The organism is Methylobacterium sp. J-068 (assembly GCF_022829445.1).
GTDB lineage: Bacteria > Pseudomonadota > Alphaproteobacteria > Rhizobiales > Beijerinckiaceae > Methylobacterium.
Genome location: NZ_JAKSXY010000122.1, coordinates 77162 through 93676, shown reverse-complemented (window position 1 = coordinate 93676; position 16515 = coordinate 77162). Strand labels below are relative to the sequence as shown.

The window sequence follows — 16515 nt, the reverse complement described above, 5'->3', positions numbered from 1 at the left end:
TCAAGCGGGCTCGATCGCCAAGTCCGAGGTGTCCGGTTCATAGTCCGGAAAGATCGCCTGCACGCTCGTGCCCTGGTCGGGCACGCTCTCGATGACGAGGCGGCCCCGGTGCCGGTTGACGATGTGCTTGACGATGGCGAGGCCGAGGCCGGTCCCGCCCTGGTCGCGGCTCGAGGCCACGTCGACCCGGTAGAAGCGCTCGGTCAGGCGCGGGATGTGCTCGGCGGCGATGCCCGGCCCCTCGTCGCGCACGTTGAGGTGGATGCCGGTCCGGCCCGTGGCCTCGTCGGTCCGGCGCCGGAGCGAGACCGCCACGAGGCCGCCGCTGCCGCCGTACTTCACCGCGTTCTCGACGAGGTTCTCGACCACGCGCAGGAGTTCGTCGCGCTCGCCCAGGATGGGGAACGGCCCCTCGGCGTCCAGGGTGAGGCTCACGCCCCGCTCGCGGGCGAGGGGGCCTTGCGTGTCGACCATCTGGCGCGCGATGCGGGTGAGGTCGACGGGGCGCGTCGGGGGCACGTGCTCGCGCAACTCGATGCGGGAGAGCGAGAGCAGGTCGTCGACGAGGCGCGCCATGCGCTGCGCCTGGGTCTTCATGATGCCGAGGAAGCGGTCCCGCGCGGGCGGATCGTTGCGGGCGGGCCCCTGCAGGGTCTCGATGAAGCCAAGGAGCGACGCAAGCGGCGTGCGCAACTCGTGGCTGGCATTGGCGACGAAATCGACCCGCATCGCCTCCAGCCGCCGGGCCGAGGTGAGGTCGCGCAGGAACAGGACGACGTTCGGCTGGCCGCCGGCCGCGCCGTCCGGCATCGGCAGGGCGCCGATCTGCACCTCGAAGGCGCGCTCGGTCGGCACGCGCGTCGCGTAGAGGGTCTTCAGCGGCGCGCCCGTGCGCAGCACCTCCTCGATGCCGTCGAGCACGTCGGGCGCGCGCAGGGCGAAGGAGAGGGGGTGGCGCAGCTTCAGGGCCGGCAGCAGGGCGCGGGCGGCCGGATTGACCTCGATCACCACGGCGCGGCGATCGACCAGGATGACCGGATCGGGGATGTTGGCGAGCAGCGCCTCGGCCACCGAGTGGCGCGAGGCGGCGGTGCTCTCCGGGGCGCGCACGATGCGGGAGCGGCCGAGGCTGCCGACGAAGCCTCCCAGACCGGCGACGGCGAGGGAGGCCGCCACCATCGGCCAGTCCAGGGTTCCGCGCCCGGCTGAGAACACGCCGAGCCCCGCCGCCGTCACGGCGGCGGCGGTCCAGGCCGATCGGCGCGCGCCGCGTGCCATGGGCAACCCCGGGGAAGATGGGCCCGCGTCAGGCCTGGATGTCTCGGGACGCCTTCGCGTCCCGAGCCCGCTTGGCGATCTCGTACACGGTGAGCATGGCCAGTGCGATGACAAAGGGAACGAGATAGTAGCAGACGCGGAACAGCAGCAGCGAGCCGAGCACCTGGTCGCGCGGCAGGCTGGAGAGCGCGAGCAGAACGGTCGCCTCGAACACCCCGATGCCGCCCGGCGCGTTGGAGGCGATGCCGAGCATCGCGGCGAGGACGTAGATCGCCAAGAAGGTGGTGAAGCCGATGGAGGTGCCCGCCGGCAGGAGCACCCAGAGTGTAGCCGCCGCCGCGCAGACGTCGCCGATGCCCACCACCATCTGGCTCAGCGAGACGGAGGCGCCGGGCAGTTCCAGGCGCCAGCTCCGCACGCGCACGCTGCGGCGCTTCAGCGACACCCAGAGCAGGTAGGCCACCACCGCCAGCAGCGCGCCGAAGCCGATGCCCTGGTTCAGGGCGATGCTGGTGAAGGTGAGGGCGGCGAGCTGGCCTGCCTCCACGATGAGGCTGAGCCCGAGCACGACGCCCATGCCGAGCCAGAAGGTGAAGCCCGCGATCACCGTGAGCGCCGCGATCTTGGCCGCCGACAGGCCCTTGCTCGAATAGATCCAGTAGCGGATCGTGCCCGCCGTCAGGAGCGGAAACCCCAGCGTGAAGCTGACGGCGTAGCTGGTGAAGGACGCCAGCGCCGTCGTCCGGTAGGGCACCTTGAGCCTGAGTTGCCGTAAGGCCAGCGCGTCGTAGCAGGTGAGGAAGAGGTAGCTCAGGCCCACGAACGCGAAGGCGAGGCCGAGCTGCTCGGCGCTGGCGGCCGTGAAGGCCGCGTGCATCTCCGCCCAGGTGACGGACTGGACGAGCTTCCACAGGACGAAGAGCGAACCGCCGAAGATCGCGACGCTGGCGATGGTGCCGAGCCAGGCATAGCGGCCACCCATCCGGGATTTCGGGCGCGCGGTCTCCACGTCCACGGTCTCGCCCGACGATGCCTCGGAAGCGAGCGCTTCGGCGGCCTCGACCTGCTTGTGCTGTCCCGCAAAGTTCATCGTGTCGGCGTCCGCCTCCGCCGGGCTCACCCCGCTCGGCCTCGTCGGCGGCATGGATCAACCCGAGCTTGTGCCGGACCGCGGCCCGTTGCCCGCATTTAGGGGCATCGGCGGGCAATTGCCAGCAATGGAGGCGCAATGCCCACCGCCGATGCAGGCCGCCGCCCGGGCCAGCCCCGCGCGGATGCGCGTCGCGACGCTCGGCGCGGTGCAGACATAGGTCGGGCTCGGATGCGGAACCGGGATCACGGGGAGGTCCGGCCGCAGGGTCGCCAGCGTGGGGGCCAGCATCCCGGCGACGCGTCCGGCCAGCACCACGACGCGTAGATGCGGCAGGCAGGCCAGGAGCGGCGCGAGGTCGGGGATCGCGGCCAGGATCTCGGATCGGCGCGGGGGCCTGTTCAGCGCGCCCGGCGCGTGGATGACCCACGGGATCGTGTTCCAGATCAGGGTGTCGCGCCGGGGAATGCCGGATTCGGCGAGGAAGCGGAACAGGTTGGCGGCGGTGCCGGTCGGGTTGTCGCGCGAGACGAATCCCGTGCCTCGGATGCTCGGCCCCGGCGTCTCCAGCAGCAGGAGCAGGCGGGCCCCGACGCCGCCATCGAGGGGATCGGGGTCCGGCACCTCGGCCCCGCGTGCTTCCGCGATCCGGCGGGCGAGCGCCCGGATCGGGGCGATGTGCGTCCCGTCGAGCCCCGCCTTCCGCGCCGCCAGCGCCACCGGGTCGCGCAGGCTCTTCGGATCACGCGGCGGCGCTTCAGCCGGCATCGGCGACACGGCGCCTCACGCTGTCCGGCAGCGCGCCCTCCCGGCGGAAACGCTCGATGCCGCCCTCCCGCGCGAGCCGCGCGGCCAGACCCGCCGGGCCGCCGAACTGGAAGCCGAGTTGCGTCGTGTAGGCGGCGCAGGCGGCGGCCTTCGCGGCCTGTCCCTCCGGCCCGAACCGGCACTCGGCCTCGGCCAGATCGGCGAAGCGCGCGCGGAGCGGCTGCTTCGGGGCCTGGCTCCGCACGGTGTAGGGGAAATCACGCCACCAGAGGATCGGCGCGCGCGGACCGGCGATGTCGAGGGCACGCACCACCTGGACATGGTCGACGTGGCCGCCGACCGCCTGGGGCGCCAGCACGAGGTCGGGTGCCGTCTCGGCCAAGAGGTCGCGGATCGCGCGCGCCAGATCGGGCACGATCCCGTCATCGGCGCGCACGTCCTGAAACAATTCGTGCGCCCAGCCGTAGCCGCGATGGGGCGCCTCGCGGAAGGGCAGGTGGCGCGGAGCCTCGATCCCGAGGGCCTCGGCCGCGCCCGCGTCCTCCGCTCGGCGCAGGCGCATGTAGTCGATCTCCGGCCCAAGGCCCTTGTCGGTCTGGCAAGCGAGGGCGAAGCCGGTAGGGCTCGCCACCGAGCCCGTGAACAGCGTCGCCATCACCACCCGCCAGCCGTCCCCCGCCAGGGCGTGCAACAGGCCCCCGCAGGAGAAGGCGGCATCGTCGAGATGGGGCGACAGGGCGAGCGCGGTCGGCATCGGCTTTAGAGCAGGTGGGGTTCGGCGCGGAAGCGGCAGGACGGATCGTGCGGCAGGCGCGTGGCGAAGTCCGTGGCCGGGCGCTCGTTCGCCACGCTCCCGTAGACCTCCATGATCTGGCGGCCCACGGCGCGCCAGGAATAGACCCGGCGGCATTCGGCGAGCCCATCCTCGGCGAGCCGGCGCCGCAGGGGCGCGTCCTCGATCACGCGGGTCAGGGCCTCGGCCAGGGCGGGCACGTCGCCCGGCTGGACCATCAGACCGTTCTCGCCGTCGCGCAGGCAGTCGGAGACCCCGACCGCGTGGGTCGAGACCACCGCGAGGCCTGCGGCCATCGCCTCCAGGATGGTGTTGGAGAACCCCTCCGCATAGGTCGGCGACACGAAGACGTCGGCCTCCCGGTAGAGGTCCGGCACGGTGTCGTAATCGGCGTAGCCCGTGAAGCGGATCTCGGCTTCCGAGAAATTCAGCTCGGCCGCGCGCGCCTTCGAGGAATCCACGTCCGGCCCGATGCCGGAGATGGTCGCCGCGAACGGGATAGCGCGGGCGCGCACCAGCCCCAGCGCGTCGATGAAGTCGAGCACGCCTTTCCGGCGGTCGACGCGGCCATGGTAGAACAGCCGCACCGGGCCGGCATGATCCGCCGGGCCGGGGGTGAAGCGCGCGGTGTCGACGGCACCCGGCACGATGGTGAAGCGCGCGGGGTCCGAGCCGAGGCGGTCGCAGACCTCGTCCACGAAGGAGGCGCCGCCGATCAGCAGGGCGTTGGCGTGGGCCAGCACCTCGCACATGGCGACCCGGTGGGTCTCGCAGCACGAGCCGACCCAGTGGCCGTCCCCGCCCTGGATCGAGACTACGTTCGGCACGCCGATCTGGCGCGAGGCCAAGAGCGTGGCCCAGCCGGTGGGATAGCCGTATTGCGCGTGCAGGATGTCGAAGGGCTTCTTCGCGTGCTCGGCCCGGATGGTCGAAACCATGACGTCGATGTCGCGCTCGAAGTCGCCGCTCTCCTGCTCGCCCGCCTGTTCCAGGCCGATGACGGTGACGCCGGGCACGGCCGGCGGCGGACCGCCGCCATAGACCCGCGTGCCGAAGGCGTCGCCGCGATACTGGGAGATCATCGTGACGTCGTGGCCGGCCTCGACGAGTTCGCGCAGCAGGTTCTGCGCGTAGACGCTCATGCCGGAGATCGCCGGGAAGTAGCGGCGCGAGACGAAGCAGATCCTCACGCGGAGGCTCCCGGGTTCGGATTGCGGCAATCGCGCAGGTACTTGAGGGACGCCGGAACCATGAGGTCGGCGCGGTGGCTCTCGCGGGAGAGTTCGACGCAGACGAGCTTGTCGAAGCGGATCGCGTCGAGCGCATTCAGCACGTCGGGCACGTCCATGTCCCCTTCGCCGAAGGGCAGGTGGATGTGGATGCCGCGCGCCATGTCCTCGATCGCCACGGTGCCGATCCGGTCCGCGAATTCCGCCACCGCGGCGGCGGGGTCGCGCTCGCCGGTGACGAGGCAATGGCCGGTGTCGAGGGCGAGCTTGAGGCCCGGCAGGTCGAGGGCGGCGTAGTCGTCGAGGGTTTCGATCAGCATGCCGGGCTCGGGCTCCAGGCAGGCGACCACATTCTGCTCGGCCGCGTAGGCGACGACCTCGGAGAGGCCCTCGCGCAGCCAGCCCTTCGCCTCCTCGGCATCGATGCCGGGCTTGGGCACGCCGGCCCAGAACGAGACGGCTTCCGAATGCAGGATCGCGCCGATGTCGACGGCGCGCTTGAGGAAGCCGACGCGGCGGGCACGGCCCGCGGCGTCGCCGCTGACGAGCGTCGGCTCGTGCTTGGCCTTCGGGTCGAGGAGGAAGCGCGCGCCGGTCTCGATCACCGAGCCGAGGCCGAGGCGCTGCAGCCGGCTCGACACCCGCTGGGCTTCCTGGAGCCAGTTCTCCGCGAAGGGGTCGAGGTGGTGGATGTCGAGGGTGAGCGCCACGCCCTGGTAGCCGGCCTCGGCGATGAGGTCGATCGCGTCGTCCAGGCGATGATTTGCGGTGCCGTTGGTGTTGTAGGCGAAGCGCAGGCTCATGCGGCGCGCCCCTGCTGGGCAAGGCGGAAGGGCGCGTGGTGCGATTCCGGCTCGCGATAGAGCGGGTAATGCGATCCGACGATCCGGTCCGCGAGCGCCGTGTCGAACAGGGGCTGCCCGCCGAAGCGCTCGATGGCCTCCGGCGTCAGGCGCACGGGCTTCAGAGTGTCGGTGGCCGCGCCGAAGCGGATCAGCGGGTGGTCGCGTTCGATCAGCTTCCGCGCGTTGCGCTCGCCGATGCGGTGATAGCTCATGGTCTCGACCTCGAGGCCCGGCACGATGGCCTTGACCACGCCGACGCTGCCGCCGGGCGGCGAGCAATCGACGTAGAGGACGTCGAACCCGGCCCCCTCCAGGCGCTCGCGGGCGATGCGGCCTCGGGCATGGCCGTCCGGCGCCTCCGTGGTGGGCAGGTCCGTGAAGCGCTTGCTGGCGCGCTCGGAATAGACGGTGTCGCGCAGCGTGTCGGCGATGCCTTCGGCCGGTTGGACGATCCATTCGAGCATCGCCTTGAGGGCACGGCTCTCCTCGAGATCGAGGCTCGGCAGCGCCTTGTCGATGAAGGCCTTCACGTAGCCCGGCGGCGTCACCCGCTCGGCGAAGGCCAGCGGCCCGTGGCCGAACGCCTTGCGCACGCGCGCCGCCTGGAATTCGAGGAGCGCCTTGCGCAGGGCCCGCTCCCGGTCCGGGTCGCAGGCCTCGCCGCAGGCCGAGAGCGCGATCGGCACGGGGGTGTCGGAGAGGTTCCGGTCGTGGCCGACGACGTAGAGGTTGGTCAGCCCGAACTGATCGGTGGCGAATTTCGGCAGGGCCTTGATCCCGAGGGAATCCAGCCGGTCGAGCATGCCGCGCGTCTCGGGGCCCAAGCCCTCCGAGAGGTCGAGCACCACCCCCTGGTCGAGGGCGCGGAACAGGAGGCCGTTGCCATCGCGCTGCAGCAGTTCGAGCAGGCCGTGCCCGAGTGCGAAGTCCACGTCTGGCCCGGCGCCGAGGCCGTTGGTGATGAGGTTGGTGAAGGGCTTGTAGCCCTCCGACAACTCGAAATAATCGGTCGCGGCGATGTCGAGCGGCATAAGCACCGTCTCGCCGGTGCGGGCGCGGATCGCGGCCGTCCATTCGAGCGTGGTGGCGCGCCCCACCGGGCTGCCGGCGGGCAGGCACAGGGTGAGGGGGTCGGCCACCGAACCGGCGCCGTAGACCCGCACGAGGTCGTCGTAGCTGGCGCGCTCCTTCCGGCGCGGCATCACCGCCAGCGAGGGCATCAGATTCTCGGCGATCTCGGCCACCGCGCCGATGATCGCCTCGTCGTCGGTGGCGCCGTAGCCGATGCCGCTCGGCATGGCGCCGACGAAGAACGGATCGTCGAGGAAGAGCGACACGAACCAGACCGGGATGCCGGTGCGGTCGAGCGGCGCGAGGGGGAAGCCGACGATGCGTCCTTCCGGCAGGATGTCGAGATAGGCGCGCACCGGTTCGGGCAGCGCCTCGGGCAGACCTTCGATGCGACGGGGGGCGCCGTGGGTGTAGGCGCGCGGCACCTTGATCCGGCTGTGGCGGGCGCGGTCGTCCTGGTCGTGCTCGGTCACGGTCGTGATGTTCCTCAAGGCAGCGCCGCGTAGGCTCGGGCCAGCAGGCGCATGGTGTGGAGATCGCGCGTCGCGCTGTAGGCCTCGCGCTCCGCCGGCCGGCGCAGGGCCGAGCCGAAGGCCTTCACCTGTTCGAGGAAGGGCGAGGCTTGCGCGTCGAAGGGCAGGGCTTCGGACGCGCCGGTCGCCCCGTCGGTGAAGGCGAGGGTGCCGCCCGCGACCTGCCCCACGGTGTCGATGGCCGTCAGCATGCCCCGCGTGCCCGTCACTTCGAGGCGGCGGCGGGGCAGGGCGTCCGGACAATTGTAGGCGACGTGCAGGTTGGCGAGCACGCCCGATCCGGTTCGCCCGATCAGGAGCGCGCCGTCATCGACGGCGTAATCCTGCGCCCGCGCCTGGGTCAGGGCGGCAAGATCCAGGATCGATTCGTCGAGCAGGAAATCCACGAGGTCGAGGCCGTGGGGCGCGAGGTCCATCAGGGCGCCCCCGCCGGCCTTGGCCGGGTCGATCCGCCAATTATCCTGGCCGGTGAAGGAGGCCCAGGCCCGTGGCAGCCAGCAGGCATAGACGATCCGGATCGCCGTCACGGTGCCGAGCCGCCCCTCGCGGATGGCATCGCGCATGACGCGGTGCGCCGGGTGGTGGCGCTGGTCGAAGGCCGTGCCGTAGAACGTCTCGCCGTCCCCCAGAGCCGCCACCATGGCCTCGGCATCGGCCAGGCAGGCCGCCATCGGCTTCTCGCACAGGATCGCCTTGCCGGATCCCGCCAGGGCCTCGATCGCCGCGCGGTGGAGATGGTTCGGCGTCGCGACGTAGACCGCCTCGACGCTGGCATCGTTCACGAGGTCGAGGAGGTCCGCATAGGCCCGCGCGCCCTCGGCCTCGGCCGCCGCGCGGGACGCCTCGCCCGGATCGGCCACCGCGACCAGCCGATGGCCGGCATCCCGGATGCCCGGCGCCATGTAGTCCCGCGCGACCCAGCCGTAGCCGACGATCCCCCAGCGCACCGGATCTTGGGCGATGGGGTCCATCACCAGCGCTCCGGCAGGTCGACATAGGTCCGGTCGCGGACCTGCTCGCTCTCCGGCGCCTCGACGCCCCCGGTCCAGGCGAGCGTCTCGGGCCCGTCATAGGTCGGCGGGTAGGTGGCGCGCCCGGCATATTCAGCCTCGTAGCGCTCGGACGGCCAGTGGATGGCGTGGTGCCCAGCCGCATCGGACGCATAGAGCGGGTTGAGCGGCAGGGACCGGCCGGGACGCGGCATGGCGATGCCGTCGATCACCGCGCGCGGCGCCGGGCGCATGCCGGGCCCGGCCACCACCGAGAACGCCTCGACCCCGGTGAGGTCCTGCGGCGCCCGCGGGGACGGCGCGCGCCGCTCCACCAGGGCGCGGGTCAACTCGTCGTCGTCGTAGACGAGACCGTCCGGGAACAGGTCCTCGATCTCGGCGGCGGAGACGGCGCGCCCGGCGGAGAAGCCGGGGCGGTCGCTGTTGTGGATGTGGCTGAAGGCGAGCCAGCCGTCGTCGCCCGCGTTCTGGCGCAGGCATTCCAGCACCTCGGCCTTCCGGTCGAGGAAGTAGAACGCATCGTTGCAGACCACGAGGTCGATCGGCGCGCCCGGGATCGGCCAATGCTCCGATCCGGCGTCGAAGCAGACGAGTTGGGCCGACTTGCCCACCACCCAGTGACGAGCGACCCAGAGCTTTGCGAAGACCACGTCGGCGCCCGCGACCTTGATGCCGCGCGTCTGGAATTCGCGCAGGTAATGGCCGATGCCGCAGGCGAACTCGAAGACGCAGACCGGGTCGTTCCAATGCGCCTCGAGCAGCGTCAGCCCGGCCAGGAAGGTCGGGTCCGTCCAGCGGTGCAGGAAGTAGTCGCCGACCCGACCCCAGCCGAGCAGGCGGACGGCATCGCGCAGGGAGCGCCCGTCGCGCTCGCGCACGAGTTCGTGCAGGTCGAGGGGATCGGCCGGCGGGCCGGTCCACCAGTCGTCCTGGTCGGCGAGCAGGCCTTCGAGGGCGCGGTCCGTCTCGCCCGCATCGAGCAGCGCGAGGGTCCGCGTGACGAGTTCGGCCCGGTTGGTCCGCAGGTAGGGAATGCCGTCGATGACGGGCCAGCGCGCCCCGCTCTTCGCCTCGCGCAGCGAGTGGGGCGTATCGGCCTTGAGCGGTTCGCCGGATTCCGGCGAGCGAAGATCGAAGGGGATCATGACGGAGCGCCCGCGCGGTCGCGAGGTTGGATCACCGGACGTGGAATCACGGAATCTGCATGTCCGTCAGCACCCGGTCATGGAAGCCCTTCACGGGACCGGCATGGACGAGTTCCATCTCGTCCAGCACCGTGCCCATGGTCAGGGTCGCGGCGCGCAGGTGCTGGGCGATCTGCAGCACACGGTCGATGCAGTCGGCGGCATGGAAGGCGCGGCCCTCCGCCGTGGCGTCGTCCGGCAGGACGCCGCGCGCGCGCGCGACGGTCTCGCGCAGGGTCGGATCGAGTTCGTCGAGCGCCCATTGCGTCGTCCGCGCCATGATCGGCAGGAGGTGGTCGCCGAGGAGCATCTCCCCGGTGAAGCCCGCATCCGGCATCGCCGCGTTGTGGAAGTGATGCGCCATGGCGGCGAGGAAGACCGTGGTCGGGTCGGCCCGGTAGAACGGGCTGAGAACGACGCCGTAGACCGCCACCATCAGGCAGTGCTCGGCGTGATTCTCGGGCGGCTCCAGCAGGATGCGGGGCTTGCCCGGACAGGTGACGCCAGCGCGCGGCTGGTGCGCCAGGGCCGCGACGAAGCCCGGCAGGGGGCCTTGCGCAAATTCGGCGGGCTGGCGCAACGCGGCGCGGAGCCGGTCCCGCAAGCCGGTTTCGATCTCGCCGGTCACGGCATCGAAGCCGGCGACCAGCACATCCGCCACCGCCGGCCCGTCGAGCCCGGCCGCGGCGAGGAACGCCGCGTCGAGATCGCAGAGCCGCGCCGCGGCGAGGGCCTTGGCGGTGATGTCGAAGGTGACCGCCTCGGGCGAAGCACCCCCCGTGAGGGCGCTCCAACCCTGCGCGAACAGGCGCTCGGCGATCGAGCCGGTGCGGCCCGCCGAGCGGACGCGCTTGAGGTCGTTGACCTCGACGAGGAGGGCGCGAAGCGCCAGCGGGGCCGCGGGACCGGCGCCCTCCGTCAGGCCCGACATCAGTGGGCGCCGAGCCACTCGAGCAGCATGGTCTGCTGCTTGCCGAAATCATGCTCGGGGCCGCGGCCGTTCTTCACCATGGGCGCCTTGAAGAAGCTGGAAAGCTGCTCCTGCACGCCACCGTCGCCGCGCTTCTTGGCGAGTTCGAGCACGCGCGCGATCTCGATGACGAGGGGCGCGGCCAGGATCGAGTCCTTGCAGAGGAAGTTGACCTTGATCTGCATGCGCTGGCCCATGAAGCCGCTGACGTCGATGTTGTCCCAGGCCTCCTTGTCGTCGCCGCGCGGACGGTAATAGTGGATGTGGACCAGATGGTCCTCGACCGGATAGCCGAGGATCGAATCCAGCACCGTGCCCTTGGTGTTGAGCTTCGACTGGAGCGAGTCCTTGTCGTTCAGCGCGAGGCCGTCGCGGTTGCCGAGGATGTTGGTGGAGAACCAGCCGTCCACGTGCAGGGCGCGTGCCTTGAGGGCGGGGGCCAGCACGGTCTTCATCATGGTCTGGCCGGTCTTGCCGTCCTTGCCCGCCACGGGCACGTTCAGCTCCCGGGCGAGTTCGAGGAGGGCCGGCACGTCGGCGGCGACGCTCGGGGTGAAGTTGGCGTAGGGCACGCCGCTCTTGATCGCCGCGTAGGCGTAGAGCATCGCCGGGCTGATCGACTCGTCGCTGCTGTCGAGGCCCTTCTCGAAGGCGTCCGGCGAGTTCAGCACGGCGGCGGTGAGGTCGGGCCAGCGCTCGGTGGAGGCGAGGTTGATCACCACGACCTCGTCGAGATTGCTCTCGGCCTTGAAGCGGCGCAGGTCGTTGGCGATGACCGAGACCGCCTCGCGGTGGTCCTTCGCGACGATGCGGTTGGCACCCTCGATGTTCTTGCAGAACTTGGCGCTGCCGACTGCGGGCCAGGGCTTGATGCCCTTGAGGACCTGGGCGCCGTTCTCGATGTCCTGGACGGTGAGGACGCCGTGACCCGTCGCGGCGGAGGCGAGGTCGTCGTCGTTCAGGTCCCAGCCGCCGAACACGAGGTCCTTGTAGTCGGCCATTCCGGCGACCGCGACGCCCGCGAGGGGCAGGCCGTCAAGCCGGTTCGATCCAGATTTGATCATCTCGATGCCAGCGATGGCGGTGGTGGCGACAGCGCCACCCATGCCAACGAAAGCAACGCCGACGCGGCGACCGGTCTGCATGCTCATTGGAAAACGACTTCCTTCCTTCGGGTCGAACGACAGCCGTGACCAACGCGCAGGCCATTCCGCTCGGCCCTCACTAACTGGTCCGCTGTGGCTGTGTTCCAACCCTGGCCAGGACGCCTTTTTGACGCGGTTCGCGTGAACGGCGTCCGAACGAACCGTTAAAATTCTGTAAATACAATGCCTTAACCGGACGTTAAGGCTGCCACCGTTGAATCACGGAGCTGTCCCATTCTGGTCACAGCGACCGGCGAGACGTCCCCTCGCTGAACGGATCGAAGCCGCGCCCATGAAGGCAGCGGCACGAACAAGGACCAATGATGGGGGTTTTCCCGGAGCCGGCGCCTCGCGCCGACGACGTGAGCCGTCTCGTGCCCAACGAGACCTTCGACGCAGACGACACCGTGGCGTGGCTGCCCCGGACCGAGCGCCGAGCGCGCCGGAATCTCGCCGCCCTTCGCCGCCGGACCCGCGCGACCCTGTTCGCCGGCATCGTCCTCGGCGCCGCCCTGCCGCAGAACGCCCTGGCACCCGCTGCGGCCGCGCACGACCGGATCGACGAGCGCGCGATGACCGCGCAGACGCTGGTCCGCGAACAGAACGATGCGACACGGGCAACCCCCAACGTGTCCGACTGGGCCGGGGTTCCCGTCGTCGAGCAGCAGCCCGCGACCCTCGCACTGATCGAGAGCGATCTCGCCAGTCTCGCCCCGAGCCGCGATGTCTCGGGTGCCGAGCGCCTGCGCTTCGGCGACATGGCGGTGCCGCGCGAGATCGTCGACACCATCCTGCGGGCGGCCTCGGAGACCGGCGTCGATCCGGTCTACATGATGGCGCTGGCCGACAAGGAATCGAGCTTCTCCACCACGGTGAAGGCGTCGACCTCCTCCGCCGAGGGCCTGTTCCAGTTCCTCACCGGGACCTGGCTCGAACTCATCCGCACCTACGGCGCCCGGCACGGGCTCGCCGACGAGGCGGCGGCCGTGAAGGGACGCGGCGGCGCCATCACGATTTCCGACGAGGCCACCCGCACCCGCGTGCTGCGCCTGCGCCAGGACCCCTACGTCGCCGCCCTGATGGCGGGCGAACTCATCAATCGCGACAAGAGCCGGATCGAGCAGCGCATCGGCCGCGACCTGTCGACGGCGGAACTCTACTTCGCGCACTTCCTCGGGACCGCGAGTGCCGGCCGCTTCCTCGCGCTCACCGCCGAGAAGCCGGATCAGGTCGCCAAGCAGGTCTTCAAGGCGGCCGCGAGGGCGAACCGCAGCCTGTTCACCGAGAAGGCCGGCAAGGGCCGGCGCAGCCTCACCGTGGCCGAAGTCCGCGAGAAGATCGGCGGCATGATCGACCGCCGCCTGGACCGGTACGAAGGCGTCGCCGCGCTCAGCCCGCCGGAGCCGAAGACCGAAGTGACGCTCTCGGAGATCGGCACCGCATCGGAGATCCGCACCGCATCGGAGGCGGCTCCGGTGGACGTGGCGGCCAAGCGCGTCCACGTCACCGAGGCGCTCGCGCCGGCCGAGTGACACGGCCTCGCCGTCGAACGGATGTCGTCGCGCGGGTCAGTGCCCGGCCGGCGCCCCGCCGCCGAGCTTGACCTTGCTCAGGATCATGGCCAGCGGCACCGCCGCTCCCGAGACGAGGCAGAGGGACCAGAACACGTCGATGTAGCCCCAGAACGCCACCTGCGTCTGGAGCTGCTGGCCGATCCAGGCGATGGCCTGATTCCGGGCCTCGACGCCGCTGGCCCCGTGGGTCTGGAAGTACTGCGTCGCGGTCCGCAGCGCGTCCTGATAGTTCGGGTTGGCGGGGCTGATGCTCTCGCCGAGCCGGCTCTGGTGGAACTGCTGACGGTAGGCGAGCACGTTCTGGGCGAGGCTCACGCCCATCGAGCCGCCGACATTGCGCGCGACGTTGATCAGGGCCGACGCCTGGTCGGTCTGCGACTTGTCGATGCCCTCGTAGGAGGCGGCGGTGATCGAGATGAAGATCATCGGCAGGCCGATGCCGATATAGATGCGCGACCAGGCGAAGAACCAGAAGCTCGTGTCCCCGTAGAGCCGGGTCAGGTCGTACATGGCGGCCGAGACGATCGCGGCGCCGAGCGCGATGAGGTATTTCGGCTGGACCTTGCCCGAGATGCGCCCGATCACCAGCATCATGAACACGGTGACGAGGCCGCCGGGCGCCAGCACGAGGCCGGCCAGCGTCGCGGTGTAGCCGAAATATTCCTGCACCAATTGCGGCACGAACTGCGTCGTCGCGATGAGGATGGCGCCCGTGGCCATCATCACGAGGAAGCAGGAGCCGAACTGCCGGGTGCCCAGCAGCCGCAGGTCGACGACCGGGTTCTTGCGGGTGAGTTCCCAGGGGATCATCGCCACGAAGGCGACGGCGCAGATCACCGCGAAGATCACGATGAAGTTCGAGCCGAACCAGTCCTTGCGCTGGCCCTCGTCGAGGACGACTTCGAGCGCCCCGAGGAAGGTGGCGACGAGAATGAAGCCGACGAGGTCGAAGCGCACGCCCGCGCGGCGCAGGCGCCTGCGCTCCTCGACGGCCCCCGGCGGATCCTCCAGCAGCACGTGCATCAGCCCGAGGGCGATCAGGCCGATCGGGCCGTTGATGAGGAAGCACCAGTGCCAGGAGACGTTGTCGGAGAGCCAGCCCCCCAGGGTCGGCCCGACGACGGGAGCCACCACCACGGCGAGGCCGTAGAGCGCGAAGGCTTGGCCCCGCTTGGCCGGCGGAAACGAATCCGCCAGGATCGACTGGGCGAGCGGCGCCATGCCGCCGCCGCCGAGGCCCTGGAGCACCCGGAAGACGAGGAGCGATTCGAGGTTCCAGGCGAAGCCGCACAGCACCGAGGCCACGGTGAAGAGCGCGATGCTCCACATAAAGAACGCCTTGCGGCCGAAGCGCTTGGCGAGGAAGCTCGAGGCCGTGAGTACGATGGCGTTGGCGACGAGGTAGCTCGTCACCACCCAGGCCGCCTCGTCAGGTCCGACCGCGAGCCCGCCTGAGATGTAGCGCAGGGCCACGTTGGCGATGGTGGTGTCGAGCACCTCCATGAAGGTGGCGAGCGAGACCACCAGGGCGATGGCCCAAGGGCTGTGACCACCCGGCGCCTTCGGCATCGCGCCCGCTTTTTCGCCCGTATCCTGACCGCCGTTGCCTTTGCCGCCCTGCGCGGACGCGGCCGCGCTCATCGCACGTGGACCCGGGGCACGATCGACATTCCGGGCCCGATGGACACGTCGGTGGGCCACTGGTCGACGACGATCTTGACCGGGATGCGCTGGACCACCTTCACGTAATTGCCCGTGGCGTTCTGGGCCGGCAGCAGGCTGAAGGCGGTGCCGGAGCCGGGCTGCACCGAATCCACGTGTCCGGTGATCTTGCGCTCCGGATAGGCGTCGATCTCGATATCGGCGTGCTGGCCGGGCCGCATGTCGGTGATCTGCGTCTCCTTGTAGTTCGCGATCACCCAGATGTCGTCGGGCACGAAGGTTGAGAGGGTCTGCCCGGCTTGCGCGAACTGCCCCTTGGCGCCGGAAAGCTGCACCAGCCGTCCCGCCTGGGCGGCCCTCACGGTGGTGTAGCCGAGGTTCAGTTCGGCCTGCGCCACCTGGGCCATGCCCATGGCGAGGTTGGCCTCCGCGCCCGCCTTCTGCGCGGCGAGCGCGTTCACCTGGGTGCGCGCACCGGCGAGGTTGGCCTGCGCCCGGTCCAAGCCCGCCTGCTGCTGATCGAGGGTGGAGGTCGAGGATTGCGAGCGCTGAATCGTGCCCGCACCCTTCTCGGCGAGATCCCGGTAGCGCGCCGCGTCCTCGCGGGCGAATTTCAGCGAGGCTTCCGCCTGCTTCACCTCCGATTGCGAGGCTTCGATCTGCGCCTTCTGGCCCTCGATCTGCGCGTCGAAGTTGCGGATCGAGGCCTCGGCCGAGGCCACCTGCGCGCGGGCCTGGGCCAGCGCCACCTCGTAGTCGCGCCGGTCGATCTGGAACAGGACCGCGCCGGCCTCCACGTGCTGATTGTCCGTCACCGGGGTGTCCACGATGTAGCCGGCGACCTTCGGCGCGATCGAGAACTGGCGCGCGTCCACGAAGGCGTCGTCGGTGGATTCGAACGGGTGCAGGCGGATCAGCCAGTAGAAGTACCCGCCGACCGCGATGGCGACGATCCCCAGTGCGATGCCGATCGCCCAGAACGGGTGGCGGCGCAGGACGCCGGGTTTCTTCGCCTCGGACGCGGCGTTCCCGGAGCCGGACGTCGCGTCGTCGTCCGGCTTTGATTCCGCGCCGACGCCTCGGTCGCGATCATCCTCGGGAGCATCGTCTTTCCGGCCCTCGGCCGGCGTTGTGCGTCGCGCCTCGTCGCCGCGTGCGGTCCGCCGACGCACGTCCTGCTGGTCTTCAAGCATCGGTTGCTGGTCCGCACGCACGAAGAGCCTCGCGAAATCATCCCGCGAGACTCGGTCACCCGCCTCAGGAGCATCAAGGTGCAACCCAAGCCAATGTTCCGTCGCGCGGCGAAGCGCTTCCGTCCGCGCTTCGACAGGATTGCCTTCGGCAGGGTCGGAGCGGCGTAGCT

14 protein-coding genes are annotated in these 16515 nt (G+C 70.4%); 1 reads left to right on the top strand and 13 read right to left on the bottom strand.

Annotation, left to right across the window (positions count from 1 at the left end):
- Genes MKK54_RS20690 through MKK54_RS20640 form a run of 11 tightly spaced genes read right to left on the bottom strand, consistent with a single transcriptional unit; the run spans position 1 to position 11922 of the window.
- Positions 1-1278, bottom strand: a complete 1278-nt coding sequence (locus MKK54_RS20690; RefSeq protein WP_244013755.1) for an ATP-binding protein — start codon at positions 1276-1278, stop codon at positions 1-3.
- A 28-nt stretch (positions 1279-1306) separates the two neighbouring features.
- Positions 1307-2368, bottom strand: a complete 1062-nt coding sequence (locus MKK54_RS20685) for a lysylphosphatidylglycerol synthase domain-containing protein (RefSeq protein ID WP_244014606.1) — start codon at positions 2366-2368, stop codon at positions 1307-1309.
- A 57-nt stretch (positions 2369-2425) separates the two neighbouring features.
- Complete coding sequence (locus MKK54_RS20680) at positions 2426-3136, bottom strand: uracil-DNA glycosylase (RefSeq protein WP_244013753.1); 711 nt, start codon at positions 3134-3136, stop codon at positions 2426-2428.
- Positions 3126-3890, bottom strand: coding sequence for a PIG-L deacetylase family protein (locus tag MKK54_RS20675; RefSeq protein WP_244013751.1), 765 nt, complete (start codon positions 3888-3890; stop codon positions 3126-3128). The genes MKK54_RS20680 and MKK54_RS20675 overlap by 11 nt, the downstream gene beginning before the upstream one ends.
- A 5-nt stretch (positions 3891-3895) precedes the next feature.
- Positions 3896-5119, bottom strand: coding sequence for a glycosyltransferase family 4 protein (locus MKK54_RS20670; RefSeq protein ID WP_244013749.1), 1224 nt, complete (start codon positions 5117-5119; stop codon positions 3896-3898).
- Positions 5116-5961, bottom strand: a complete 846-nt coding sequence (locus MKK54_RS20665) for a sugar phosphate isomerase/epimerase family protein (RefSeq protein ID WP_244013747.1) — start codon at positions 5959-5961, stop codon at positions 5116-5118. The genes MKK54_RS20670 and MKK54_RS20665 overlap by 4 nt, the downstream gene beginning before the upstream one ends.
- Complete coding sequence (locus MKK54_RS20660; protein WP_244013745.1) at positions 5958-7547, bottom strand: YcaO-like family protein; 1590 nt, start codon at positions 7545-7547, stop codon at positions 5958-5960. Before MKK54_RS20660 ends, MKK54_RS20665 begins: the two co-directional genes overlap by 4 nt.
- Before the next feature lie 14 nt (positions 7548-7561).
- Complete coding sequence (locus tag MKK54_RS20655; RefSeq protein ID WP_244013743.1) at positions 7562-8578, bottom strand: Gfo/Idh/MocA family protein; 1017 nt, start codon at positions 8576-8578, stop codon at positions 7562-7564.
- Positions 8578-9762, bottom strand: coding sequence for a class I SAM-dependent methyltransferase (locus MKK54_RS20650; protein WP_244013741.1), 1185 nt, complete (start codon positions 9760-9762; stop codon positions 8578-8580). The genes MKK54_RS20655 and MKK54_RS20650 overlap by 1 nt, the downstream gene beginning before the upstream one ends.
- Before the next feature lie 46 nt (positions 9763-9808).
- Positions 9809-10732: an HD domain-containing protein gene (locus MKK54_RS20645; protein ID WP_244013739.1), complete on the bottom strand. Its 924-nt coding sequence runs from the start codon at positions 10730-10732 to the stop codon at positions 9809-9811.
- A complete protein-coding gene (locus MKK54_RS20640; protein ID WP_244013737.1) occupies positions 10732-11922 on the bottom strand; it encodes an inositol-3-phosphate synthase in 1191 nt (396 codons plus the stop codon). The genes MKK54_RS20645 and MKK54_RS20640 overlap by 1 nt, the downstream gene beginning before the upstream one ends.
- 356 nt (positions 11923-12278) lie before the next feature.
- Here MKK54_RS20640 and MKK54_RS20635 point away from each other — a divergent pair, with 356 nt between their 5' ends.
- Positions 12279-13448, top strand: a complete 1170-nt coding sequence (locus MKK54_RS20635) for a lytic transglycosylase domain-containing protein (protein ID WP_313898404.1) — start codon at positions 12279-12281, stop codon at positions 13446-13448.
- A gap of 36 nt (positions 13449-13484) precedes the next feature.
- Here the strand turns inward: MKK54_RS20635 and MKK54_RS20630 are convergent, their stop codons facing one another.
- The gene (locus MKK54_RS20630) at positions 13485-15131 is read right to left on the bottom strand and encodes a DHA2 family efflux MFS transporter permease subunit (RefSeq protein ID WP_409564215.1); all 1647 of its coding nucleotides are present in this window, start codon (positions 15129-15131) and stop codon (positions 13485-13487) included.
- Positions 15128-16345, bottom strand: coding sequence for an HlyD family secretion protein (locus tag MKK54_RS20625; RefSeq protein WP_244013733.1), 1218 nt, complete (start codon positions 16343-16345; stop codon positions 15128-15130). The genes MKK54_RS20630 and MKK54_RS20625 overlap by 4 nt, the downstream gene beginning before the upstream one ends.
- Between the last annotated feature and the right edge of the window lie 170 nt (positions 16346-16515).